This window comes from Herbaspirillum sp. FG34 (assembly GCF_057809315.1).
In genome coordinates, this window is the sequence record NZ_JBMDJS010000001.1 from 254,768 (window position 1) to 278,134 (window position 23,367).

Sequence of the window (23,367 nt, forward strand, 5' to 3'; positions counted from 1 at the left end):
CCATCAGATACAGATGACCGGATGTTTGCAGTCTGGACTATACCTTGGCCATGGACCCTGCCCTGGCGAGCAAGATCGGGAGGCCGGAGCCGTCTAGTCTCTACACCTTCCGGCTTCCGAGGAAACCGGCTTGGCTCGGTATTGCCAGCAGCCGCAGGCTCAAAAGCATGCGCTGTCAGGGTTCACCGACTTTGACTCCATTCAGGCGGCGCCTTTCGGCATCCGCTGCCCAATTTGACTTAGGAGGGGATCGCTCTATCCACTGAGCTACGGGGGCAACAAGGCCGCTATTGTATCCGCTGCGCCCGCCCTTGCAAAGCTGCAAGCTTCCCATGCGCCGCAACGGCCTTGCACTACAATAGGCCGATGCGCTCGCCCACAATAAATATGAAGAAGCTTGCAGTCACCGCCCTGGGGACATGGATGGCAGCGGGCCTGGCCATGGCCCAGCCGACGGCGGACAAGCCGGGTACGATGCCGGGCATGGCCGAACGCATGGCCGCCTGCATCGCCTGCCATGGCAAACAGGGGCGGGCCACGGCCGATGGCTACTATCCGCGCATCGCCGGCAAGCCGGAGGGATACCTGCTCAATCAGCTGCAGAGTTTTCGTGATGGACGGCGCCGTTATCCGATGATGAATTACCTGCTGGGCAATCTTTCGGATGATTATCTCCGGCAGATCGCCGCCTTCTTCGCCGACCAGCATCCGCCCTATCCGCCGCCGGTTCCCGCCGACGCCGGCACCGCCGTACTGGATCGGGGGCGCCTGCTGGTGAGCCAGGGCAAGCCGAGGCAGGGCATTGCTGCCTGCGCCAGCTGCCATGGCGTCGGGCTGGGCGGCGTACAGCCGGGCATCCCGGGATTGCTGGGCCTGCCGCACGACTATATCAATGCGCAACTGGGGGCCTGGCGCAATGGCGAGCGCACTGCCAGCGCACCGGACTGCATGGGCAAGATTGCCCGGGCCCTGAGTCCGGAAGACATCAATGCCGTCAGCAGCTGGCTGTCCTCCCAGCCGGTGCCGGCCGACTATGCCCCGGCGCGCAGCCTGCCCCAGCCACTCCCGGTGGCCTGCGGCAGCATGCCGCCGGGTCCTGCCGACGCAGGAGCGGCACGATGAACAAGATCTTGCGTCGGGGACTGGGGATGCTGCTGGGCAGCGTGCTGGCGGTCGTGGCGCTGGCCGCCGGCGTAATCGCCTGGCAAAGCCTGCGCAGCGAAGATACCGGTGTGGCCACCCCGGTCACCGATGCGCAGGCGCAGCGACTCAGGGGGCAATACCTGGCACGCGCCGGCAACTGCATGGCCTGCCATACGGTGCGCGGCGGTGCGGCCTATGCCGGTGGCCGCCCCATCGCCACCCCCTTCGGCACGCTCTACACCACCAATCTCACGCCGGACAAGGCCACCGGCCTGGGCGACTGGAGCGCCGACGATTTCTGGCGCGCCCTGCACCACGGACGTGGACGCGATGGCCGTTTCCTCTACCCGGCCTTCCCCTACACCAGCTACACCCGCCTCACCCGCGACGACAGCGATGCCCTGTTCGCCTGGCTGCGCGGCCTGCCTCCCGTAGTTCAGCCCAATCGTTCACATGATTTGCGCTTCCCCTACGACCAGCGGCCGCTGCTGGGCCTGTGGCGCGCATTTTTCTTCACACCGGCTGTTTACCAGCCTGATCCGGCGCGCTCCGCCCAGTGGAACAGGGGCGCCTACCTGGTGCAAGGGGCTGGCCATTGCAGCGCCTGTCACAGCGCCCGCAACCGGGCCGGCGCCAGCATTGCGCCGCTGGCACTGGCCGGGGGCATGATCCCGGGGCTGGACTGGTATGCGCCGCCCCTGCATGGAGCAGAGCATGGCCTGGGCAACTGGAGCGAGGCGGACATTGCCGCCCTGCTCAAGACCGGCGTCTCGCCGCGCGCTGCCTCGCTGGGGCCGATGTCGGAAATCGTCGGGCGCAGCCTGCAGTATCTGAACGATGAGGATATCGGCGCCATGGCGGTCTACCTGAAGTCGCTGCCGGCACAAGCCCTGCCCGAGGATGGCATGGCCGCCCAACCGGAACCCGCCGAGGCCGAACGCATCCTCAAGCAGGGCAAGAAGCTCTACGGAAGTCTGTGCGTGGACTGCCACGGCGGCCGTGGCCAGGGCAGCGCACCGGATTATCCGCCGCTGGCGGGCAACCATGCCATTGCCGGGCCAGAGCCGGTCAATGCCATCCGGGCCGTGCTCAATGGTGGGTTCCCGCCCTCCACGACAGGCAACCCCTACCCCTTCGGCATGCCGCCCTTCGGTCCGCAGCTCAGTGACCAGGAGGTGGCCGCACTGGTCTCCTATGTGCGCAATAGCTGGGGCAACCAGAGCGGCTTCGTTTCAGCCTCGGAGGTGAACCGCTATCGCAGCGTGCCGCTGGATTGATCCTGCGCAGCGCATCCTGGGCCCGGCTCGAAAAAAAAGGCGATCCGGATATCGCCTTTTTCATTCACATTCTGGATGAAGAGACGTCAGTGCTCGGTACTGAGCTTGTAGCCCATGCCGCGCACCGTCTGCACGTAGTACGCCAGATCACCCAGCGACTTGCGCAGGCGCATGATGTGCACATCGACCGTGCGCTCCTCGATGAAGGTGTGGTCTCCCCAGACCCTGTCGAGCAACTGGGCGCGTGAAAAGATGCGCTCCGGATGCGCCACCAGATAGCGCAGCAGCTTGAACTCGGCCTGATCCAGCGCCACCGACCTGCCCGCCACGGCCACCTGGCGGCGATCGACGTCGATGCTGATGTCGCCGTAGCGCAGTGCCTGACTGCCGATCTCGGGCGTCTTGCGACGCAGCAGGGCCTGCACCCGTGCCACCAGTTCCTTGGGCGAGAACGGCTTGGTCACGTAGTCATCCGCGCCCTCGTTCAAGCCCTTGACCTTGTCTTCTTCCATGCCCTTGGCGGTGAGCATGATGACCGGCAGCGCCGCCGTACGCTGGTCGCGCCGCAGCTCCGCCAGCAGCACCAGACCGGAACTGTCGGGCAGCATCCAGTCCAGCAGCACCACGTGCGGCAGCGATTCGGCGATCAGCTTGCGGGCCTGGGCCACGTCGGTGGCGATGGTGGTGGCAAAACCCGCTCCCTGCATCGTAAAGCGCAACAGCTCCGCGATGCTGGGTTCGTCTTCGACCATCAGGATGTGGGGGAGCTCTTTTGACATCTTCCTTGGCTTCGCTGTGGCTCGATCAGAGTACCTTGGCCGCGATACGCTGGGCCATGGTACGCGCCAGCTCGGCTTCTTCGGCTTCCACCATCACGCGGATCAGCGGTTCGGTGCCGGACGGTCGCAGCAGCACGCGGCCGCGCTCGCCCAGCGCCTCTTCCACCGCAAGCTTCTCGGCTTGCAGGGCGGCGTTGGACTTCCAGTCATAGCCGGCCGGAATCTTCACATTGATCAGCGATTGCGGAAACAGGGTGATGTCACCGGTCATCTGCGCCAGGCTCTGGCCGGCGCGCTTCAGGGCACACAGGACCTGCAGCGCCGAGACGATGCCATCACCGGTGGTATGCCTGTCCAGCGCCAGCAGGTGGCCGGAACCTTCGCCGCCGAGCAGCCAGCCCTTTTCCTGCAGCACTTCCAGCACGTAGCGGTCGCCCACCTTGGCGCGCGCGAAGGGCACGCCCATCTTTTTGAAGGCCACTTCCAGGGCCATGTTGGTCATCAGGGTACCAACTGCACCATCGACCGGGCCGGTGGCCAGGCGATCCTTGACCATCAGGTAGAGCAGTTCATCGCCGTTGTAGATGCGGCCATGGCCATCGACCATGATGAGCCGGTCGGCGTCGCCGTCCAGGGCAATGCCCAGGTCGGCGCGGTATTCACGCACCGCGGCTACCAGCGACTTGGGCGCGGTGGCGCCGCAGTCCTCGTTGATGTTCAGGCCATCGGGCTGATTGCCGATGGTGATGACTTCGGCCCCCAGCTCATGGAAGACGTGCGGGGCGATGTTGTAGGCCGCGCCGTTGGCACAGTCCACCACCAGGCGCATGCCACGCAGGTCCATGGCGCTGGGGAAGGTGCTCTTGCAGAATTCGATGTAGCGGCCGGCCGCATCCGACAGGCGGCGTGCCTTGCCCAGCTTCTCGGAGGGAACGCACTCCATGGGCTGCTCCAGGGCGGCTTCGATATCGGCCTCGACCTGGTCGGGCAGCTTGTTGCCCTTGGCCGAGAAGAACTTGATACCGTTGTCGTGATAGGGATTGTGCGAGGCCGAAATCACCACGCCGGCCGACAGGCGCTGGGCGCGGGTCAGGTAGGCCACGGCCGGGGTCGGCAGTGGCCCGGCCAGCCAGACATCCACCCCGGCCGCTGCGAAACCGGCCTCCAGGGCGGCTTCCAGCATGTAGCCGGAAATGCGGGTGTCCTTGCCGATCAGCACCGTGGGACGCGCCACGCCATCCTTGGACTTGGCCAGCACCTTGCCGGCCGCATAGCCCAGGCGCATGACGAAATCAGGGGTAATGGGTGCCACGCCTACGCGACCGCGCACACCATCGGTGCCGAAATATTTTGCTGCCATGTTGATCCTTTATTGCTTGTCGATGTCTTGCTGGCCGGGCGAAGGCGTCGGCCTGTCTCCAGTGAAGACGATGGGTTGCTGCCTGATGATCGGTGAGGTCCGAAGCTGCATTGCCACTGTGCCTACCGATCGGCGCGCCCGGCCTGCCACATGGCCAGTGCATCGACCGTCTCGGCCACATCATGCACCCGGATGATCATCGCGCCCTGCTGCGCCGCCGCCAGCGCCGCGCCGAGACTGCCGGCCATGCGGCGTTCCAGCGGCTTGCCGGTGACGGCGCCGATCATCGACTTGCGCGACATGCCCGCCAGCAGGGGCAGGTCCAGCATGTCGATCAGTCGGCGCGTGTTCTTGAGCAAAGCCAGATTATGCTCCACAGTCTTGCCAAAGCCAAAACCGGGATCGATACAAATCCGTTCACGTCCGATGCCGGCTGCGCGCATGAGGTCGACCTGGGTCTGCAGGAATTGGGCGACCTCGGTCACCACATCTTCATATCGGGGTTCCTGCTGCATGGTCTGCGGCTGCCCCTGCATGTGCATCACGCACAGGCCGGCCTCGCTGTCCTTGACCGCATCGATGGCGCCCTCGGCACGGAAACCATTGATGTCATTGATGATGTCCACCTCGGCGGCCAGCGCTTCGCGCATGACGGCGGGCTTGTAGGTATCCAGCGAGATCGGCTTGCCGCAGTCGCGCAGGGCATAGATCACCGGCATGACGCGCTCCAGCTCTTCCTGCAAGGACAGCGGGGCGATGCCGGGACGGGTCGACTCGCCACCGATGTCGATGATGTCGACCCCGTCGGCGATCATCTGTTCGGCATGGGTCAGGGCCAGCTCCAGGCAGTGATGGCGGCCGCCATCGGAGAAGGAATCGGGCGTCACATTGAGAATGCCCATGACCAGCGGCCGGCGGCCAGGCTGGACCGGCAGGCGGAACCTGCCGCACTTGAGAAATGCTTGCGTCATCTTGCTGTTGTGGGTGTTGCGGATGAGTTGTCCGACGTAGCGACCTTGCGGAGGCTGCGCCGCCTGCCATCGCTCTGCGGCTGCATGATACACCGCCGATGGACCGTCTTTATACTTTTGTCCGGCAAGCGCGTCATCGACTGCACGGTTTTTCATCTGCCAAATAAAAAAGGTGAGGATCGCTCCTCACCTTCATCAAACCTGCGGTCTCAGGCGCTCGGGCTGTTCGCCGCAGCCTTCACGCTTCAGGCCGGAGCCGTGGCGTTGGGCGAGACGTCGCCGGAACGATTGCCGTCCGACGGCGACTTCTTGACGGGAGTCCCATTGCGCGGCGGACGCGGTTCGTCACCGTTCATGATGTCGTTGACCTGATCGGCGTCCAGGGTTTCCCATTCCAGCAGGGCCTTGGCCATGACGTCGACCTTCTCGCGGTTTTCTTCCAGCAGACGACGGGCCAGGGCGTATTGCTCGTCGAGGATGCTGCGAATTTCAGCATCCACCTTTTGCTGGGTGGCTTCGGAGACGGTCTTGGAGGACATGCGGCCGAAGTAGGCATCCTGCTCCGAATCCTCATACACCATGGTGCCCAAGGTCACGGACATGCCGTAACGGGTAACCATGGCGCGAGCCAGCTTGGTAGCGCGCTCGAAGTCGTTGGAAGCGCCGGTGGACATCTGGTGCATGAAGATTTCTTCAGCGATACGACCACCGAAGAGGATAGAGATCTCTTCCAGCATCTTGTCCTTGTACATGTTCACGCGGTCATGCTCCGGCAGCTGCCAGGTCAGGCCCAGGGCGTAGCCACGCGGCATGATGGTGACCTTGTGGACCGGATCGGCCTTGGGCAGCAGCTTGGCGACGACGGCGTGGCCGGACTCGTGGTAGGCGGTGTTGCGGCGCTCTTCCTCGCGCATCACGGCCGACTTGCGTTCCGGACCCATGACGATCTTGTCCTTGGCATCTTCGAAGTCCTGCATTTCCACCAGGCGCTTGTTGCGGCGCGCAGCGAACAGGGCGGCTTCGTTGACCAGGTTGGCCAGGTCGGCACCGGAGAAACCGGGGGTACCACGGGCCAGGATGTCGGCCTTGACGTCCGGGGCGATGGGCACCTTGCGCATGTGCACATAGAGGATCTGTTCGCGGCCACGGATGTCGGGCAGGCCGACCATCACCTGGCGGTCGAAACGGCCCGGACGCAGCAGCGCCTTGTCCAGCACGTCGGCGCGGTTGGTAGCGGCGATGACGATGACGCCGGAGTTGGCTTCGAAACCGTCCATCTCCACCAGCATCTGGTTCAGGGTCTGTTCGCGTTCGTCGTTGCCGCCGCCCATGCCGGCACCACGATGGCGACCGACGGCGTCGATTTCGTCGATGAAGATGATGCAGGGAGCATGCTTCTTGGCGTTCTCGAACATGTCACGCACACGCGATGCGCCCACGCCGACGAACATTTCCACGAAGTCCGAACCCGAAATGGTGAAGAACGGCACCTTGGCTTCGCCGGCGATGGCACGGGCCAGCAGGGTTTTACCGGTACCCGGGGGGCCGACCATCAACACACCGTGGGGGATGCGGCCGCCCAGCTTCTGGAACTTGGTCGGGTCACGCAGGAATTCGACCAGCTCCTGGACTTCTTCCTTGGCTTCGTCGCAACCGGCGACGTCCGCGAAGGTGACGGAGTTGCTGTTTTCATCCAGCATGCGCGCCTTGGACTTGCCGAAGGAGAACGCACCGCCCTTGCCGCCGCCCTGCATCTGGCGCATGAAGAAGATCCAGACGCCGATCAACAGCAGCATCGGGAACCAGGAAATGAAGATTTGCGACAGGAAGGACTGCTCTTCCGGCTGGCGCACGTCGAACTTCACGCCATTGTTCAACAGGTCGCCGACCAGGCCGCGATCCAGGATGGTGGTCGCGGTCTTGACCTTGGTGCCGTCCTGAGTGGTGGCGATGATGTTGCGATCCTCGATGGTCGCGTCCTTGATGTGTCCGGCCTTGACCTCGGAGATGAAGTCCGAATACGCGATCGGCTTGGCATTGGTCGCCATGCTGCGGCTGTCGAACTGTTTGAACACCATAAACAGCACGAGCGCGATGACTACCCAGATGGCAGCCTTGGAAAACATATTGTTCACTGGAACTCCTCCGACGCCTGCGCGCCACGTTGCCTTTGTATCGTCCGATTTTACCCGGATTCAACCACCCTTACACGGAAAACCGCCGTCCGACCAGCCTCGCCCCGCCCTGCTGTGCCATCGCGCAACGCACAACAACGCGTCGCACCAGGCTGCAGGCTCATTTCTTTGCCATTCCGTCATCAGCTTGAAGACGGGCGGGGAAGACCTGTTTGTCGCCAAGTTTGTCACCGATTCAGACAGACTAACGATTTCCAGAAATCGATATAAGGCTGAAATCGGGCAAAACAAGGCGGGAAAATTCACTAAATCGCCGGTTTTACAGCAGATTTTGCGCTGGATTGCGGATGACGAACCGGTTTTGAATCAACTTTAACCGATTTAACTGCGAGGATTTTTCAGGATTTTCCCTAGCAGAAAGATTTCGGACGACTTGTCGCGGCTGGCCTTGGGTTTCTTGGACATCACCGTCTTGAATTCGGCCCGGAATTTGTGCACCAGTTCGTTGTAGCCGGTCCCGTTGAAACACTTGACCAGCAAAGCGCCGCCAGGTTTCATGTGCAGCTGCGCAAAATCGATGGCCAGGTCGATCAGGTACTCCACCCGCGCGGCATCGGCAATGGCCACGCCCGACAGGTTGGGCGCCATGTCCGAGAGCACCAGATCGGCCTTGCGCCCCTCCAGCACGGCTTCGAGCTGGCGCACCGGCTCGTCTTCGCGGAAATCGCCCTGGATGTAGTGCACATCGGCAATCGGGTCCATCGGCAGGATGTCCAGCCCGATGATGGTGCCGTGGATGCCGCCACCCTCGGCGCCGGCCAGCTTGTTGCGGGCGTACTGGCACCAGCTGCCGGGGGTGCAGCCGAGGTCGACGATCACCTGCCCGGGCTTGATGAGACGTTCTTCCTCATCGATTTCCTTGAGCTTGTAGGCGGCACGCGCACGATAGCCTTCCTTCTGTGCCAACTTCACATAAGGGTCGTTGATATGGTCGTGTAACCAGTTTTTGTTCAGTTTGTTCTTTGCCATTCGCGTAGAATACTGGTTTTATCTCATTGAGGGACAACTTGGCGCCGCCGAGACCTCGTCCCGAACCTGCACTCCCATGTTGAATCTGACTCCCGCCGAGCGCAGCGAACTGCGCGCCCAGGCCCATGGCTTGAACCCCGTCGTGATGGTAGGCGAAAGTGGCCTTTCCGAATCCGTCATGAAGGAAATCGACAAGAGCCTCAACGCCCACGGCCTCATCAAGGTCCGTGTCTTCGGCGACGACCGCGAAGCCCGCATCGCGATCTACGAAACCATCTGCGCCGAGCTCAAGGCTGCGCCGGTACAACACATCGGCAAGCTGCTGGTGCTGTATCGTCCTCAAAAGGACGAAGGCAAGAAAGCCGCTGCCGGCGCCAAGGGCGGCCTGCGCGAAGTGACCATCGTCAAGTCGCACGCCACCAAGCGTCCTTCGGTGAGCAAGGTCATGCTCAAGGGCAACGAACGCATCACCGCCGGTGGTCTGGTCAAGAAAGCCAAGCCGCGCCAGCGCAGCACCAAGAAGAGCGCTGGCTGATCGCCGCCACGGGGCCACGGTCCACAAAACAGAATGCCCGCTGATGCGGGCATTTTCATTTCCGGCGTCGGTGTTGCGGCAGGATCAATGCCGCATCCGCCCTGCTCTGCGCGGGACGGATGCGGCGGACTACGTCAGACGTAGCGCACTTCCAGGATTTCGTATTCCTTCAGGCCCGAGGGGGCTTCCACGGCCACCACGTCACCGGCGCTCTTGCCGATCAGGGCACGGGCGATGGGCGAGGTCACGGAGACCTTGGATTCCTTGATGTCGGCTTCGTCCAGACCGACGATCTGGTAGGTCACCTTCTCGCCGCTGTCCAGGTTTTCCAGGTCCACGGTGGAGGCGAAGACCACGCGGCCCTCAGCGTTCAGTTCGGCCGGGTCGACGATCTGGGCCGCGCCCAGCTTGCCTTCCAGGTCGGCGATACGGCCTTCGATGAAGGCCTGGCGCTCCTTGGCCGACTCGTATTCGGCGTTTTCGGACAAGTCACCCTGCGCGCGCGCTTCGGCGATTGCATTGATGACTTCCGGACGGTCTTTGGTTTTCAAACGGTGCAATTCTTCCTTCAGAAGTTCGGCGCCACGCTTGGTAAGGGGAACTGTGCTCATAAGTCTCTTGCTCAAGGTTAGGGTTACACGGAAGACGCATCCAAGGTCCGCCGGCCGCTGAACACGCAAAAAGATCTCCGCGCCGCCAACCTGGCGGACAAGCGTTGTTTTTACGGGAACAGTCTGACTGGTGAACGGACCGTTGATGCAGGATTCCGTCAGCTCTTCAACAACACGCGCTCTGACTCAGAGCCGCTAAGGACATGACGCCACGCGCAAATCCACATGCGTGAGGCCCGATGGCGTCATGTCCTTAGCGTCCCCGGACGGATCTGCCCTGCAACATTGAACATGTTGTGGCCGCAGGGTGTCGTCCAAAAGTCAGAGAGGGCATCGATTGCTCAGATGCCCTCTTTGCCTGCCGGCGTCAATCAAGCTAAAGCCGGCAAAAGTAACGTGTTGTGGGTTTAGTGTATAGCTTTATGCAGGCCTTGTAAATCGTAGACGTCCAGCGCGTCCAGATGGCGCATGCCTTCCACTGCCGCTTCGGCACCGGCGATGGTGGTGAAGGTGGTCACGCGGGCGGCCAGCGCCGAAGTACGGATCGCTCCGGAGTCGGCAATGGCGTTGCGCTTTTCTTCAACGGTGTTCACCACCAGGGTGATCTCGTTGTTCTTGACCATGTCCACGATGTGCGGACGGCCTTCCACCACCTTGTTGACGGTCGCCACGGGGATGCCGGCAGCGCTGATGGCAGCGGCCGTACCCTTGGTAGCCACAATCGAGAAGCCCAGGGCGACCAGGTCGCGCGCCACTTGCACGGCACGCGGCTTGTCGCTGTTCTTCACCGACAGGAAGACCTTGCCCGATTTCGGCAGCTTCACGCCAGCACCCATCTGCGACTTCACGAAGGCTTCGCCGAAGGTCTTGCCCACGCCCATGACTTCGCCGGTGGACTTCATTTCAGGGCCGAGGATGGTGTCCACGCCCGGGAACTTGACGAACGGGAACACGGCTTCCTTGACGCTGTAGTAAGGCGGCACGACTTCGTTCTTGATGCCCTGGCTGTCCAGCGACTGGCCGACCATGCAGCGTGCAGCGATCTTGGCCAGCTGCAGGCCGGTCGCCTTGGAGACGAAGGGCACGGTACGCGATGCACGCGGGTTCACTTCCAGCACGAAGACGGTATCGACGGTCTTGCCATCGACTTCACTTTGCTGGATGGCGAACTGCACGTTCATCAGGCCGACCACGTTCAGGCCCTTGGCCATCAGCGCGGTCTGGCGCTTCAGTTCTTCAATCGTTTCCTTGGACAGCGAATACGGCGGCAGCGAGCAAGCCGAGTCGCCCGAGTGCACGCCAGCCTGTTCGATGTGCTCCATCACGCCGCCGATGAAGGTACGTTCACCGTCGGAGAGGCAATCGACGTCCACTTCGATGGCGTCGTTCAGGAAGCGGTCCAGCAGCACCGGCGAATCATGCGAAACCTTGACGGCTTCGCGCATGTAGCGCTCCAGGTCACGTTGCTCGTGGACGATTTCCATGGCGCGGCCACCCAGCACGTAGGACGGGCGCACCACCAGCGGATAACCGATTTCCTGCGCCAGTTGCAGCGCATCGGCTTCGGTACGGGCGGTACGGTTGGGCGGCTGGCGCAGGCCGAGGTCCTGCAGCAGCTTCTGGAAACGCTCGCGGTCTTCCGCGGCGTCGATCATGTCAGGCGAGGTGCCGACGATGGGCACGCCATTGGCTTCCAGGTCCAGCGCCAGCTTCAGCGGGGTCTGGCCGCCGTACTGGACGATCACGCCAACCGGCTTTTCCTTGTCGACGATTTCCAGCACGTCTTCCAGCGTCACCGGCTCGAAGTACAGGCGGTCGGAAGTGTCGTAGTCGGTCGAGACGGTTTCCGGGTTGCAGTTGACCATGATGGTTTCGTAACCGTCATCGCGCATCGCCAGTGCCGCGTGCACGCAGCAGTAGTCAAACTCGATGCCCTGGCCGATACGGTTCGGGCCACCGCCCAGCACCATGATCTTCTTCTTGTCGGTCGGGTTGGATTCGCACTCTTCGTCGTAGGTCGAATACATGTAGGCGGTATCGGTCGAGAACTCGCCCGCACAGGTATCGACGCGCTTGAAGACCGGACGCACGTTAAGCTTCTTGCGCTGCTCGCGCACGGCGGTGTCGGTGGTCTTCAACAGCTTGGCCAGGCGACGATCCGAGAAGCCCTTCTGCTTCAGCTGGAACAGGGTCGCCTTGTCCAGCGACTCCAGCGCCACATCCTTTTCCAGCCACAGTTCGATGTCGACGATCTCCTTGATCTGCGACAGGAACCACGGGTCGATGTGGGTCAGGCCATGCACTTCTTCCAGCGAGAAGCCTTGCGCGAAGGCGTCACCCACGTACCAGATGCGGTCCGGACCGGGTTCGCCCAGTTCCTTCTCGATCAGTTCGCGGTCGGTGGTCTTTTCGTTCATGCCGTCAACGCCCACTTCCAGGCCACGCAGGGCTTTCTGGAAAGACTCCTGGAAGGTACGACCGATGGCCATCACTTCACCCACGGACTTCATCTGGGTGGTCAGGTGCTTGTCGGCCTGCGGGAATTTCTCGAAGGTGAAGCGCGGGATCTTGGTCACGACGTAGTCGATGGACGGCTCGAAGGACGCCGGGGTCGCGCCGCCGGTGATCTCGTTGCGCAGTTCATCGAGCGTGAAGCCCACGGCCAGCTTGGCGGCGATCTTGGCGATCGGGAAGCCGGTGGCCTTGGAGGCCAGTGCCGAGGAACGCGAGACGCGCGGGTTCATTTCGATGACGATCATGCGGCCATCGGCCGGGTTGACCGAGAACTGCACGTTGGAGCCACCGGTATCCACACCGATTTCACGCAGCACCGCCAGCGAGGCGTTACGCATGATCTGGTATTCCTTGTCGGTCAGCGTCTGTGCCGGGGCGACGGTGATGGAGTCGCCGGTGTGCACGCCCATCGGGTCCAGGTTTTCGATGGAACAGACGATGATGCAGTTGTCCGCCTTGTCGCGGACCACTTCCATTTCGTATTCCTTCCAGCCGATCAGCGATTCTTCGATCAGCAGTTCGGACGTCGGCGAAGCCTCCAGGCCGCGCTTGCAGATGGTTTCGAATTCCTCGGCGTTGTAGGCGATGCCGCCGCCGGTGCCGCCCATGGTGAAGGACGGACGGATGATGACCGGGAAGCCGATGGTCTTCTGCACCGCCCACGATTCTTCCATCGTGTGCGACACGCCCGAACGGGCCGAACCCAGGCCGATCTTGGTCATGGCCTGCTTGAACTTGGAGCGGTCTTCGGCCTTGTCGATGGCTTCCGGGGTCGCGCCGATCAGCTCGACCTTGTACTTCTCCAGCACGCCGTTGCGATGCAGGTCCAGCGCGCAGTTCAGCGCGGTCTGGCCGCCCATGGTCGGCAGGATGGCGTCCGGTTTTTCCTTGGCGATGATGCGCTCGACAGCTTGCCAGGTGATCGGCTCGATGTAGGTGGCATCGGCCATTTCCGGGTCGGTCATGATGGTGGCCGGGTTGCTGTTGACCAGGATGACCTTGAAACCTTCTTCACGCAGGGCCTTGCAGGCCTGGGCGCCGGAATAGTCGAATTCGCAGGCCTGGCCGATGATGATCGGGCCAGCGCCAATGATCAGGATGCTTTTGATGTCAGTACGCTTAGGCATTTTGTTTCTTCTCCATCATCGCCACGAACTTGTCGAACAGGGGAGCGATGTCATGCGGTCCAGGGGATGCTTCGGGGTGGCCCTGGAAGCAGAAAGCAGGTTTGTCGGTACGCTCGAAGCCTTGCAGCGAACCGTCGAAGAGCGACACGTGGGTCACGCGGCAGTTGGCCGGCAGGGTCGCCTGGTCCACGGCGAAACCGTGGTTCTGCGAGGTGATCATCACCTGCTTGGAATCCAGGTCCTGCACCGGGTGGTTGGCACCGTGGTGGCCGAACTTCATCTTCAAGGTCTTGGCGCCGGAGGCCAGGGCCATGATCTGGTGACCCAGGCAGATGCCGAAGGTCGGGATACCGCGCTCGATCAGCTCCTTGGAGGCGGCGATGGCGTAATCACAGGGCTCCGGATCGCCAGGACCGTTGGAGAGGAAGATGCCGTCCGGGTTCAGGGCCAGCGCTTCGGCCGCAGTGGCTTGCGCCGGCAGCACGGTGACCTTGCAGCCGCGCTCGGCCAGCATGCGCAGGATGTTGTACTTGACGCCGTAGTCGAAGGCGACCACGTGGAATTTCGGGGTGATCTGCTGGCCATAGCCGCGGCCCAGGCGCCATTCGGTCTCGGTCCAGTTGTAGGCCTTCTGGGTGGAGACCACCTTGGCCAGGTCCATGCCGGCCAGGCCCGGGAAGGCGCGTGCCAGTTCCAGTGCCTTGGCGGTGGCAGCAGCAATGTCGGCTTCACCGGCGACGATGGCGCCGTTCTGGGCACCCTTCTCGCGCAGGATGCGGGTCAGCTTGCGGGTATCGATGCCGGCGATGGAGACGATGTTGCCTTCTTTCAGATAATCCGACAGCGATTGCTGGCTGCGGAAGTTCGACAGCAGGCGCGGCAGGTCCTTGATGATGAGGCCGGCGGCGTGGATCTGCGACGCTTCGACGTCTTCACGGTTCACGCCCGTGTTGCCGATGTGCGGATAGGTAAGGGTGACGATCTGGCGGCTGTAGCTGGGGTCGGTCAGGATTTCCTGGTAGCCGGTCATCGCGGTATTGAAGACCACCTCACCGGTGGTGTTGCCTGCGGCGCCGATGGAAAAACCTTGGAAGACAGACCCGTCTGCGAGCGCGAGGACGGCCGGAATCGCGGGACCGGAAAGAAGAGGCAGCAAGGGTAACTCCTGAGATTGTTACCGCCGCGGCTGGATGACCGGTAGACCTTTGCGCGCCAAACTGACCGGCGCGAACACCCCGACTCATTCGGTACGGAAGCGTGGCTGGGCCTGTTGGGAACGAGGAAGAGGAATGGGTATGCGCTACGGCGGATAAAATTGGCTAAACCGCTCAATTATAGCGCAAGAGCCTCCCTCCGGCAAATCGTAGATTGCCGAAAGTTGGCGCAAATTGCACCGAAACGGGGTGCAGACAAGGCGGGAGCGCCGGCAGACGAGGCTGCCGGCGCGGGAGAGATTACAGGCCCAGGGCAGCGATACCGGCCTTGGCGATCTGCACGTCTTCCGAGGACTTCACGCCCGAGACGCCGACGGCGCCCACGTAATGGCCATCGACCACCACCGGCACGCCGCCTTCGAGCAGGCCGTCCAGGCCAGGAGCGCTCAGGAAGGAGACGCGGCCGTTGTTGATCATGTCTTCATAGATCTTGCTTTCGCGGCGACCCAGGGCAGCGGTGCGCGCCTTGGCCGGGGCGATCTGCGAGGAGATCGGGGCGGCGCCGTCCATGCGCTGCAGCCACAGCAGGTGGCCGCCGTCATCGACCACCGAGATGGCCACGTTCCAGTTGTTGGCACGGGCTTCGGCTTCAGCGCCGGCAGCGATCTTCTTGACGTCGTCCAGCGACAGGAACGGTTTGGTTTGCATGTTTGCTCCGATAGGCAGAAAAAATTGAACGCTGATTGTACGGCCAGAAAGTCTTTTTTGACATCCCGCCCGGCCAAGTCATCTTCACGCCATAGATGAAGTTTTTTGCATCACACCTGGCCCGCAACTCATTTTTCTCATGCAGCAAGGAAACTTTCTGTAAAAACGTAAATCTTTTAGCCGGGCTGTTTTCCTACCGCGTGTAGGAAAAACCCTGACAGGGAGAAACCCGCAAGCAGCCCGCTTTAACCCGTAAATCATTTCAGTTTGACAAGCTGGCACGAATCCAGCTTTTGACAAGCCGTAAGATTTACCTTACATTCCTGCAATCCTATTTTGAGAGGATCCCGATGACCCTACGCCGATCTGACCGAATCCGACGACAAACCGCTCGCGCATGCGCGCTGGCGGTCGGCCTCTGGATCAGTGCATCGGCTCATTCCGCTGACCTTTCCCTGGCAGCGCAGGATCTTCCTCCTCCCCAAGCGACCTCCCCGCAAGCCCAGCAGTTGATCAGCAGGACCAATCTTGCGATCGCCCGCCTGCAAGAAATCACCAATCGTGCTTCCGAACTGGCCACCCAGGCGCTGGCCATGCTGGGCATCAATTACCGTTACGGCGGCAATTCGCCTGATACCGGCCTGGATTGCAGCGGTCTGGTGCGTTACGTCTTCAAGGAAGCATGGGGTACCGACCTGCCGCGCACCTCGCTGGAAATCAGCCGCGTGGGCGAGAAGGTTGGCAGCGACAACCTGCAACCGGGCGACCTGGTGTTCTACAACACCCTGCGCCGCGGCTTCTCGCACGTCGGCATCTACCTGGGTGACGGCAAGTTCATTCACTCCCCCTCGACCGGTGGTCAGGTGCGCATCGAGAGCATGGACGAGTCCTACTGGAAGAAGCGCTTCAATGGTGCGCGCCGCATCATCGCGGGCGACGACGAACAGAAATGATCACCATCACGGTGCACCGCACATAGCAAAAGGCCGCTGGGGACAGCGGCCTTTTTTTTCCTTCATATACCGCCCAAAAACGGCCCAGCCGTCAGTTACCGGTCTCCATCTGCTTCAACTTGCGCTTGATTTCCGGCATGGCTGCACTGGCAGCCTGCTCGCCGGCCAGAATGGCCACGTTGCGGCTGGCGAAGTCGCTCCCCTTCATGGCGCCCAGCCCCGGCTGCAGGACGATGTCGGCATTCTTCAGCTCATACTGGTTGATGGTCTGCCCCATGATGGCGAAGGTCTGCAGCAGCACGTCGAGGGAACTGCTGGCCGCTGCCTGCGCCTCCGGATTGGCCGAGATGTTGACCGCGATCACGAAGTCCGCCCCCATCTGCCGTGCGAAGTGCACCGGCACCGGCGCCACCAGTCCGCCATCGACATAGGTATGGTCGCCGATCCTGACCGGCTGGAACACGCCCGGCACCGCCGAGGACGCGCGCACTGCCGTACCGGCATTGCCGCGCTGGAACAGGATGGGCTGACCGGTACGCAGATCGGTGGCCACCGCGCCGAAGGGAATCTTGAATTTCTCGATGGGCACGTTGTGCACCGCCTTGTTCACGTAATTCTGCACGCCCTCCCCCTTGAGCACGCCACTGAGCTTGGAGAACAGCGGCACCGACCAGTCCGAGATGGCCGCCTCGTCCATCGCCAGCGCCAGCTTCTGCAGGGCGAAGCCGTCATTGCCGGCGGCATAGAGCGCGCCCACCAGGCTGCCGGCACTGGTCCCCGCCACCACGTCCACGGTGATGCCCTGGGCTTCCAGCGCCTTGATCACGCCGATGTGGGCAAAGCCGCGCGCAGCGCCGCCGCCCAGGGCCAGGCCGATCTTGATCTTGCGCGGGGTGGGCGCCGCCGTGGCACTGGGTGCGACGGCGGTCTCGGCGGGCCTGGACGCAGCGCCACCCGGCAAGAGCGATGACGTGCCGCAGGCAGAGAGAAACAAGGCAGAAACAATGGCCGCAGCCATCAGACGGAATCGAATGCGCATGACGCGAGGGGCAGCAGTGATGAAGCCCGACATTGTACTGCAAGCACCCCGACCGTCCGGAGAGTGCCACAGGCAGTGGTGTAGAATGCGACCCCGGCTTTTCGATTCAGTCCAGACGCCTTCGGCGTCACAGTCCCATGAATATCGTCATCAACGAAGAACTGAAACAGTACATCGATCCCCTCACCCCCAACGAATATGCCGCGCTGGAACGCAGCCTGCTGGCCGAAGGCTGCCGCGATGCGCTGGTGCTGTGGGGCGAGGTGCTCATCGATGGTCACAACCGTTACGAAATCTGCAGCAAGTACGACCTGCCCTTCAAGACCATCCAGAACGACAGCTTTGGCTCGCTGGAGGACGTGCTGCTCTGGATGATCGACAACCAGCTCGGTCGTCGCAGCGTCTCGGACTTCCAGCGCGGCATGCTGGCCCTGCGCAAGCGCGACATCATCGCCGCCCGCACCAAGGCCGAGGCCAAGCCCGCCAAGGTGGCCGCCGCTACTGACCAGACCGCCGCGCCTGAAGGCGTTGGCGATGCCTCCCCCTCAGGCGATGATCCCTGGCACGCCGATGACAACACCGGTCGCATCAAGACCCGCGAAGACATTGCGCGTGCCGCCGGCATCAGCAGCGCGACCATCGGCCAGATCGACCGCATCCGCAAGACCGCCGCACCCGAGCTGGTGGAGGCGGTGCGCAATGGCGCCATCTCCATCAATGCCGCTGCCGCCGTGGCCACCTTGCCCAGCCAGGCGCAGGTCAGTGCGGTCGCCGGTGGCAAGAAGGAATTGCGCGAAGCCGCCAAGAAGGTGCGCGAACAGCAAGCCGCCACCCGCACCCCGCGCGTGCCGAAGGCGCAAGAGATGAGCGAGCAGGCCATCCCTCTGGTGGAAGGCCAGGAGAACGAACTGAGCGCCGCCCTGCGCCGCGAAATCGCTTCGCTGCAGGCGCGCGTGAGTCGCCTCTCCGAAGAAAACCAGGGCTTGCGCGCAGAGCTGGCGCTGCTCAAGGGCAACGTCCCGCCGCAGGACTGAGGCCGCTTTCCTCATGGCCACCTTCACCATCGCGCAACGCGCCGAGATCACACTGGAGATCCGCAAGAGCCGCTTCATCGGCATCGTCATGCCGGTGCCGGGGCGCGAGGCGGCCATGCAGGAGATCGCCAGGATGCGCGAGGCCCATCGCAGCGCCACCCATGTCTGCTGGGCATTGATGGCCGGTGGCCAGTCCGGCATGTCCGATGACGGCGAACCTTCCGGCACGGCCGGCCGCCCCATGCTCGAAGTGCTGCGCCATCATGAACTCGATGGCGTGCTGGCCATGGTGGTGCGTTACTACGGTGGCGTGAAACTGGGTGCGGGCGGCCTGGTGCGCGCCTACACCGATGCAATTGCGACTGCGCTCAAGAGCAGCGAGCGCACCGAACGCGTGGCACAAGCCGAAATCGAGATCGGCGTGGTCTATTCGGCCGAACCGCAGTTGCGCCACTGGCTGATCCAGCAGAAATACGAACTGCTGGACAGCCGCCACGACACGCTGGCCCATCTTCACCTGCGCCTGCCTGAAGCGGCACTGTCGCAGGCCGAAGAGGCGATCCGCCGACTCTCTTCGAACGCCGAGATCAAACGCCTCAGTTGACCCGAAATGTGCGAAGATCGCGAGCGCCACGCGGCCTCGGGGGAGGCCGGACGGCCATCGTCACCACGCCACCGCGCCAACACCAGGGGAAGCCATGCCGCCAGACCAGAGTGATTTCGATCCCGTTCTCTTCATCAAGGATGGGCCCTCAGCGCCCTTGCTGGATACCAACCAGTATCCATACATGCTCAACGAGGCCGGCGTGGGTCGCCAGAGCGCCGTCGTCGTGGGCGAACTGATCACGCTGGCGCCGGAAGCACCGGCGCTCGAACGCGGCGTGACCTACCGCGACATCGCCCACTGGCAGCGCACGATCACGCCCAAGGACTGGCCCTCCTACGAGATTACCGAATTTGATTTCCGCGTTCCCGAAGTCCGTTACGAACCCCTGCCCGCCACCCCGGAGAACGCCCAGGCCTTCGGCGCGACCTTGCTGCGCAATGGCCAATGCCTGCATTTCAGCTACGACGGTCTGGTGATGGCCGAGTACACCTATGGCAAGTGGGCCGGTTACGAATCGCCGTATCTGGGGGATGGCCGCAGCCGCGAGCTGCTGACCTGGAATGCCACCGACCTGGAGTATCACGACTTCGCGCACATCTTCTTTTCGCGCGGACCCGAGCCGCTGGTGATCACGGTGGCGCGCTGGCGTCCTTACGTCAATGAAATCAGCCTGGCCGACCTGTGGGTGGAACCGGGCGACGCCCTGGTGATCCCGCCCAAGCGCATGGCCCCGCCGCCCCGGCCTGGCATGAGCGAACAGGACAAGCGCCTGCTGGTGGTGGACATGCACAACAATCGCAATTCAGCCCAGGCCTGCCGCCGCTATGACGGCCCGCCCGACCTGTTCACGGTCACGGTGCTGGCCGATCCGGCGGTGATGTCGGCACCACTGACCCGCCCTTATTATCACGAAGAAAAACAGCCAACCTGGCACGGCATGTTGCGCTAGGGCTTTACTGCTGACCGAGCTCCCGATAGAGGTCATTGGCCCGCATCAGGTGCGCGCGCATGGCTTCGGCCGCGGCGTCTCCGTCATGCGCGGCAATGGCGTCGACGATGCGCTGGTGCTCGGCCAGGGTCAGTTCTTCTGCGCCGGGAGCACGCACCAGGGTGGTGTAGAACTCGCTGGCCCAGCGGAACATCGATTCCACCACCGAGGGAAAGATGGGATTGCCGCTGATGTCGGCGATCTCGCGGTGAAAAGCCATGTCGCGTTCGATGAATTCTTCCAGGTTGACCATCGAAGCGCGGTGCGCGGCGATGGCCTCGCGCAGGCGTGCGACCTGCTCTTCGGTGGCGCGTTCGGCCGCCATGCGGGCGGTGCTGGTTTCCAGGAACACGCGCGCTTCCTTCATATGTTTCAGCATGTCCGGCTTGGTCCGCAGCAGATGCTGCGCGCCCGCCGCGATCTGAGCGATGAGGCGGTCGGCGGTTGGATCGACCACGCGCGCCCGTTCACCATGGGCAATTTCCACGAATCCCGAGCGCTCCATGGCCTGCAGCGCTTCGCGCACGGCCGGGCGGCCGACCCCGTACTGATCCATCAGATCGCGTTCGGAGGGCAGTTGCGAACCCGGCGGGAATTCCCCCTGATGAATGCGCGCCATCAGGCGCTCCAAGACTTCCTGGTATAGCTTGCGTCGCTGTATCGGTTCCGGCATGGCTGGGCTGTCTCAATTGTAGGTTTCGTTGGACGCGCACTCTACCACAATCCCGCGCCAGGACTGTGATTGCGGCCACCAGCCCGAGCCCGGATTTCAGTGGCAGCGCCCCTCCAGCACATCGCCGAAGAAACTGCGCGCGCCGACCTGCCCGCCCTTGAGCACCAGCTCCAGTCCATCGCGTCCGGGATGATCCGACCACGCCCGGCACAAGGGCGCACCCGGCGCCAGTCCGGCGCAAACCGACAGCGCCGTGATGTCCAGAGCGCTGGCCACTTCGCCCGAGCTGTCCCCCCCGGCGATGGCGATGCGTTGCAAGGGAATCGCCTCCAGCAAGCGGCGCATGGTCGCAGCCAGCGCCAGGCCAAGCTGCTGCGCCGCCTCCGCCCGCGCCAGTCCGGCTGCGGCGGCGATGGCATCAAAGCCGGTGACGCACGGATCGTCCGGCCCTTCTGCCGAAAACACCAACGGGCTGCGCCCGTCCCGCAGCGCCGCCACGGCCGAGCTGACCAGCCGTGCCAGTTCCGCCTCGCGTGTGGTCTGCGACAACACCGCCGGCAAATCCATGCGCAGGCATACGAAACCGTGTTCGCGCGCCCAGCCGATCTGCCCCGCCGTCACCGGCGAGCAACTGCCGCTGACCGCCGCGATCACCGGCACCGGCCCGGCCTGCGGCAGTGCAGGCTGGGCGGCGATCCAGCCGCGTGTACGCCAATACGCCGTGAGCGCATATTGCAGCCCCGAGGAAGACGCACTGAAAACGCCCTCCCCGCGCCCTTCCCAGACCAGTCGACCGGCTTCGCGCAGGGTCTCGTCATCCAGAACATCGATCATCACCACCGGCACATCCTGGCCACGCAGTGAGGGCAGCCGCGTATGGGCGACTTCGGCGCCGTCGCGCAATTGCAGCATGTCCACCAGTTCGATGCGGCGCGCCGTCTGGCGGCGCAGATGGCGGCGCAGATCGGCCTCGTCCATGGGGGTGACCGGATGGCGCGCCATGGTCGGATGCCGGTCCAGCCGATGAGCTTCGCCGTCGACAGCGGCGAACAGATTGCCGAACACCTGATAGCGCTTGAGCCGCGGCGCGCCCACGATCATGGGCGAAAAGTCGCCGCGCATATGGCGTACGCCCAGGTCGATGGCACGACCGATGGAGCCGGTAGCGGGCGAAGAGTCGAAGGTGGAGCACACCTTGTATTGCATCAGCGGCGCGTGCAGCGAGGCCAGCGCTGCAAAGGGCGCGGGCAGGTGATCGTCCATCCATTGCGGCGAACGCCCCCGCGAGGCCCCGGCGATACCGATGCAGCGCACCTCGGGAAAGCGCGCCAGCAGCGCCGCATCGGGCGTGCGCAGCAACAGCACGGTAGACAGTCCGGCGGCGCTCATGACTTCCATGGCGTCGGTGGAGCCGGTGAAGTCGTCACCGTAATAGGCCAGCAGCAAACCCGGCGGCAGACCGTCGTGATCAGGCAGCAGACTCATTTCCAGAACCCCAGCGCCGCCTGCAAGGCCGGATGTCGTTGGGCATGCTGGGCCAGCGGCACGCCTTCGATGGCAGCCACCCAGGCTTCGCGCAGCGCCTGCACGCCGGCGGCCACGCCCTGCGGATGACCGAAGATGCCGCCGCCAGCCGTGTGGATCAAGTCGGCACAACCAATGGCCGCATAGGTATCGGCGGCCTGCAGACCGGTCTGGCCGGAACTGAAGACCGGCATGGTGCTGACCATCTCGGCACCCGGCACCACCGGTTGCAGGACCGAACGCGCGGCGGCCACCACGCTCTCATCGGGCTCGCTGAACTTGTTGCGCAAGCCGTTGACGTGCATGTGATCGGCCCCGGCCAGGCGCCACAGCTGCTGCCATGGCGCGTAGTCCCAGCCCAGTTGCGGGCTGCGCGTGAGATAGCCCCAACCGGCACGATGCGCGTGGATCGGCAACTGCGCATGGCGGCGCAGTTCCTGCAGACCGACCAGGCCGATGGAATTCAAGACCGCCATCACGCAGCTTCCCCCCTCGGCCAGCACCAGGTCGTGACGACGGCGCATCTGGTCGAGATCGCCGGTCAGGTTGAAGGCCACCATCACCTTCTTGCCGGTGCGCTCGGCATGCTCGTTGACCACCCGCATCACCGCCCGCACCCGTTCATCGAAGGGACAGCGGCCACCATCGGCCTGCAATTCATCATCCTTGATGAAGTCGATACCACCGGCCACCAGTTCACGCACCTGCTCTACCGTCTCCTCCACCGACAGCCCGATGCTGGGCTTGATGATGGTGCCCATCAGCGGCCCGTGCGTCACGCCCGTGAGCTTGCGCGTGCCGGCGATGCCGAAGGCGGGGCCAGGATAGGCTTGCACGAAGGCGCGCGGCAGGCGCAGGTCGGTCAGCCGCAGGCCCGAGACCTGGCGCAGTTCGAACAGGTTGCCGGCCACCGTGGACATCAGGTTGGGCAGCGAGGCGCCAGTGTTTTCCAGGGGCCATGACAGTTCCAGCCGGCATTGCGTATAGCGCGCGGCCGGCATGCCGCCGGGCAGGCTGGGCGTGGTGCTGTGGCCGAGGATCTCCAGCTTTTCCACCCGCGCCCCGGAGCGCTCCTTCAAGGCGGGCGTTTCGGTGGCCAGCGCCACGAAGGTGCCGCTGGATTGTTCGCCTGCGATGACCTCGGCCGCGCGGGCCGGATCATCGCCGGTTTCCAGCCAGTAGCTGGCGTAGATGCGTTCCATGCGC

21 protein-coding genes are annotated in these 23,367 nt (G+C 63.4%); 8 read left to right on the plus strand and 13 right to left on the minus strand.

Features of this window, described 5'->3' with window-relative positions:
• Window positions 1-387: 387 nt before the first annotated feature.
• Complete coding sequence (locus tag ACODSZ_RS01115; protein ID WP_175344493.1) at window positions 388-1,122, plus strand: c-type cytochrome; 735 nt, start codon at window positions 388-390, stop codon at window positions 1,120-1,122.
• Window positions 1,119-2,420 carry a c-type cytochrome gene (locus ACODSZ_RS01120; RefSeq protein WP_488926853.1) on the plus strand — a complete coding sequence of 434 codons (1,302 nt, stop codon included), beginning with the start codon at window positions 1,119-1,121 and terminating at the stop codon, window positions 2,418-2,420. Before ACODSZ_RS01115 ends, ACODSZ_RS01120 begins: the two co-directional genes overlap by 4 nt.
• A gap of 86 nt (window positions 2,421-2,506) precedes the next feature.
• On the opposite strand, the gene ACODSZ_RS01125 is transcribed toward ACODSZ_RS01120, so the two are convergent.
• From ACODSZ_RS01125 to ftsH, 4 genes are all read right to left on the minus strand, one after another.
• A complete protein-coding gene (locus ACODSZ_RS01125; protein WP_488926854.1) occupies window positions 2,507-3,199 on the minus strand; it encodes a response regulator in 693 nt (230 codons plus the stop codon).
• A 25-nt stretch (window positions 3,200-3,224) separates the two neighbouring features.
• A complete protein-coding gene (gene glmM / locus ACODSZ_RS01130; protein WP_175344490.1) occupies window positions 3,225-4,559 on the minus strand; it encodes a phosphoglucosamine mutase in 1,335 nt (444 codons plus the stop codon).
• A gap of 122 nt (window positions 4,560-4,681) precedes the next feature.
• Complete coding sequence (folP, locus tag ACODSZ_RS01135) at window positions 4,682-5,530, minus strand: dihydropteroate synthase (RefSeq protein WP_175344489.1); 849 nt, start codon at window positions 5,528-5,530, stop codon at window positions 4,682-4,684.
• 245 nt (window positions 5,531-5,775) lie between these two features.
• Window positions 5,776-7,665: an ATP-dependent zinc metalloprotease FtsH gene (gene ftsH / locus ACODSZ_RS01140; protein ID WP_008326840.1), complete on the minus strand. Its 1,890-nt coding sequence runs from the start codon at window positions 7,663-7,665 to the stop codon at window positions 5,776-5,778.
• Here ftsH and ACODSZ_RS01145 point away from each other — a divergent pair.
• Window positions 7,625-8,041: a hypothetical protein gene (locus tag ACODSZ_RS01145; RefSeq protein WP_157174191.1), complete on the plus strand. Its 417-nt coding sequence runs from the start codon at window positions 7,625-7,627 to the stop codon at window positions 8,039-8,041. The two genes, ftsH and ACODSZ_RS01145, sit on opposite strands and share 41 nt — an antisense overlap.
• A 5-nt stretch (window positions 8,042-8,046) precedes the next feature.
• Here the strand turns inward: ACODSZ_RS01145 and ACODSZ_RS01150 are convergent, their stop codons facing one another.
• Window positions 8,047-8,694: an RlmE family RNA methyltransferase gene (locus tag ACODSZ_RS01150; protein WP_008326838.1), complete on the minus strand. Its 648-nt coding sequence runs from the start codon at window positions 8,692-8,694 to the stop codon at window positions 8,047-8,049.
• Between the two features lie 76 nt (window positions 8,695-8,770).
• Here ACODSZ_RS01150 and yhbY point away from each other — a divergent pair, with 76 nt between their 5' ends.
• Window positions 8,771-9,229: a ribosome assembly RNA-binding protein YhbY gene (yhbY, locus tag ACODSZ_RS01155; protein ID WP_008326832.1), complete on the plus strand. Its 459-nt coding sequence runs from the start codon at window positions 8,771-8,773 to the stop codon at window positions 9,227-9,229.
• 134 nt (window positions 9,230-9,363) lie between these two features.
• Here the strand turns inward: yhbY and greA are convergent, their stop codons facing one another.
• The 4 genes from greA to ACODSZ_RS01175 all read right to left on the minus strand — a co-directional run bounded on the left by greA (window position 9,364) and on the right by ACODSZ_RS01175 (window position 15,343).
• The gene (gene greA, locus ACODSZ_RS01160) at window positions 9,364-9,840 is read right to left on the minus strand and encodes a transcription elongation factor GreA (RefSeq protein ID WP_013233401.1); all 477 of its coding nucleotides are present in this window, start codon (window positions 9,838-9,840) and stop codon (window positions 9,364-9,366) included.
• A 407-nt stretch (window positions 9,841-10,247) separates the two neighbouring features.
• Window positions 10,248-13,481, minus strand: a complete 3,234-nt coding sequence (gene carB, locus ACODSZ_RS01165; RefSeq protein ID WP_220406364.1) for a carbamoyl-phosphate synthase large subunit — start codon at window positions 13,479-13,481, stop codon at window positions 10,248-10,250.
• The gene (gene carA / locus ACODSZ_RS01170) at window positions 13,474-14,637 is read right to left on the minus strand and encodes a glutamine-hydrolyzing carbamoyl-phosphate synthase small subunit (RefSeq protein WP_013233399.1); all 1,164 of its coding nucleotides are present in this window, start codon (window positions 14,635-14,637) and stop codon (window positions 13,474-13,476) included. Before carA ends, carB begins: the two co-directional genes overlap by 8 nt.
• A 298-nt stretch (window positions 14,638-14,935) precedes the next feature.
• Window positions 14,936-15,343 carry a GlcG/HbpS family heme-binding protein gene (locus tag ACODSZ_RS01175; protein ID WP_008326828.1) on the minus strand — a complete coding sequence of 136 codons (408 nt, stop codon included), beginning with the start codon at window positions 15,341-15,343 and terminating at the stop codon, window positions 14,936-14,938.
• Window positions 15,344-15,693: 350 nt separating this feature from the next.
• On the opposite strand from ACODSZ_RS01175, the gene ACODSZ_RS01180 reads away from it, so the two are divergent.
• The gene (locus tag ACODSZ_RS01180; RefSeq protein ID WP_488926855.1) at window positions 15,694-16,296 is read left to right on the plus strand and encodes a C40 family peptidase; all 603 of its coding nucleotides are present in this window, start codon (window positions 15,694-15,696) and stop codon (window positions 16,294-16,296) included.
• A gap of 91 nt (window positions 16,297-16,387) precedes the next feature.
• On the opposite strand, the gene ACODSZ_RS01185 is transcribed toward ACODSZ_RS01180, so the two are convergent.
• On the minus strand, window positions 16,388-17,335 hold the full coding sequence (locus ACODSZ_RS01185; protein ID WP_488926856.1) for a patatin-like phospholipase family protein: 948 nt from the start codon (window positions 17,333-17,335) through the stop codon (window positions 16,388-16,390).
• Window positions 17,336-17,472: 137 nt separating this feature from the next.
• On the opposite strand from ACODSZ_RS01185, the gene ACODSZ_RS01190 reads away from it, so the two are divergent.
• From ACODSZ_RS01190 to ACODSZ_RS01200, 3 genes are all read left to right on the plus strand, one after another.
• A complete protein-coding gene (locus tag ACODSZ_RS01190; protein ID WP_008326825.1) occupies window positions 17,473-18,369 on the plus strand; it encodes a ParB N-terminal domain-containing protein in 897 nt (298 codons plus the stop codon).
• Between the two features lie 13 nt (window positions 18,370-18,382).
• Window positions 18,383-18,973, plus strand: coding sequence for an IMPACT family protein (locus ACODSZ_RS01195; protein WP_008326823.1), 591 nt, complete (start codon window positions 18,383-18,385; stop codon window positions 18,971-18,973).
• 94 nt (window positions 18,974-19,067) lie between these two features.
• Window positions 19,068-19,925 carry a hypothetical protein gene (locus tag ACODSZ_RS01200; protein ID WP_488926857.1) on the plus strand — a complete coding sequence of 286 codons (858 nt, stop codon included), beginning with the start codon at window positions 19,068-19,070 and terminating at the stop codon, window positions 19,923-19,925.
• Between the two features lie 4 nt (window positions 19,926-19,929).
• On the opposite strand, the gene ACODSZ_RS01205 is transcribed toward ACODSZ_RS01200, so the two are convergent.
• From ACODSZ_RS01205 to ACODSZ_RS01215, 3 genes are all read right to left on the minus strand, one after another.
• Window positions 19,930-20,637: a transcriptional regulator NanR gene (locus ACODSZ_RS01205; RefSeq protein WP_008326821.1), complete on the minus strand. Its 708-nt coding sequence runs from the start codon at window positions 20,635-20,637 to the stop codon at window positions 19,930-19,932.
• A 96-nt stretch (window positions 20,638-20,733) separates the two neighbouring features.
• On the minus strand, window positions 20,734-22,122 hold the full coding sequence (gene oiaK / locus ACODSZ_RS01210) for a 3-oxo-isoapionate kinase OiaK (RefSeq protein WP_175344483.1): 1,389 nt from the start codon (window positions 22,120-22,122) through the stop codon (window positions 20,734-20,736).
• Complete coding sequence (locus tag ACODSZ_RS01215) at window positions 22,119-23,363, minus strand: ribulose-bisphosphate carboxylase large subunit family protein (protein ID WP_488926858.1); 1,245 nt, start codon at window positions 23,361-23,363, stop codon at window positions 22,119-22,121. The genes oiaK and ACODSZ_RS01215 overlap by 4 nt, the downstream gene beginning before the upstream one ends.
• Between the last annotated feature and the right edge of the window lie 4 nt (window positions 23,364-23,367).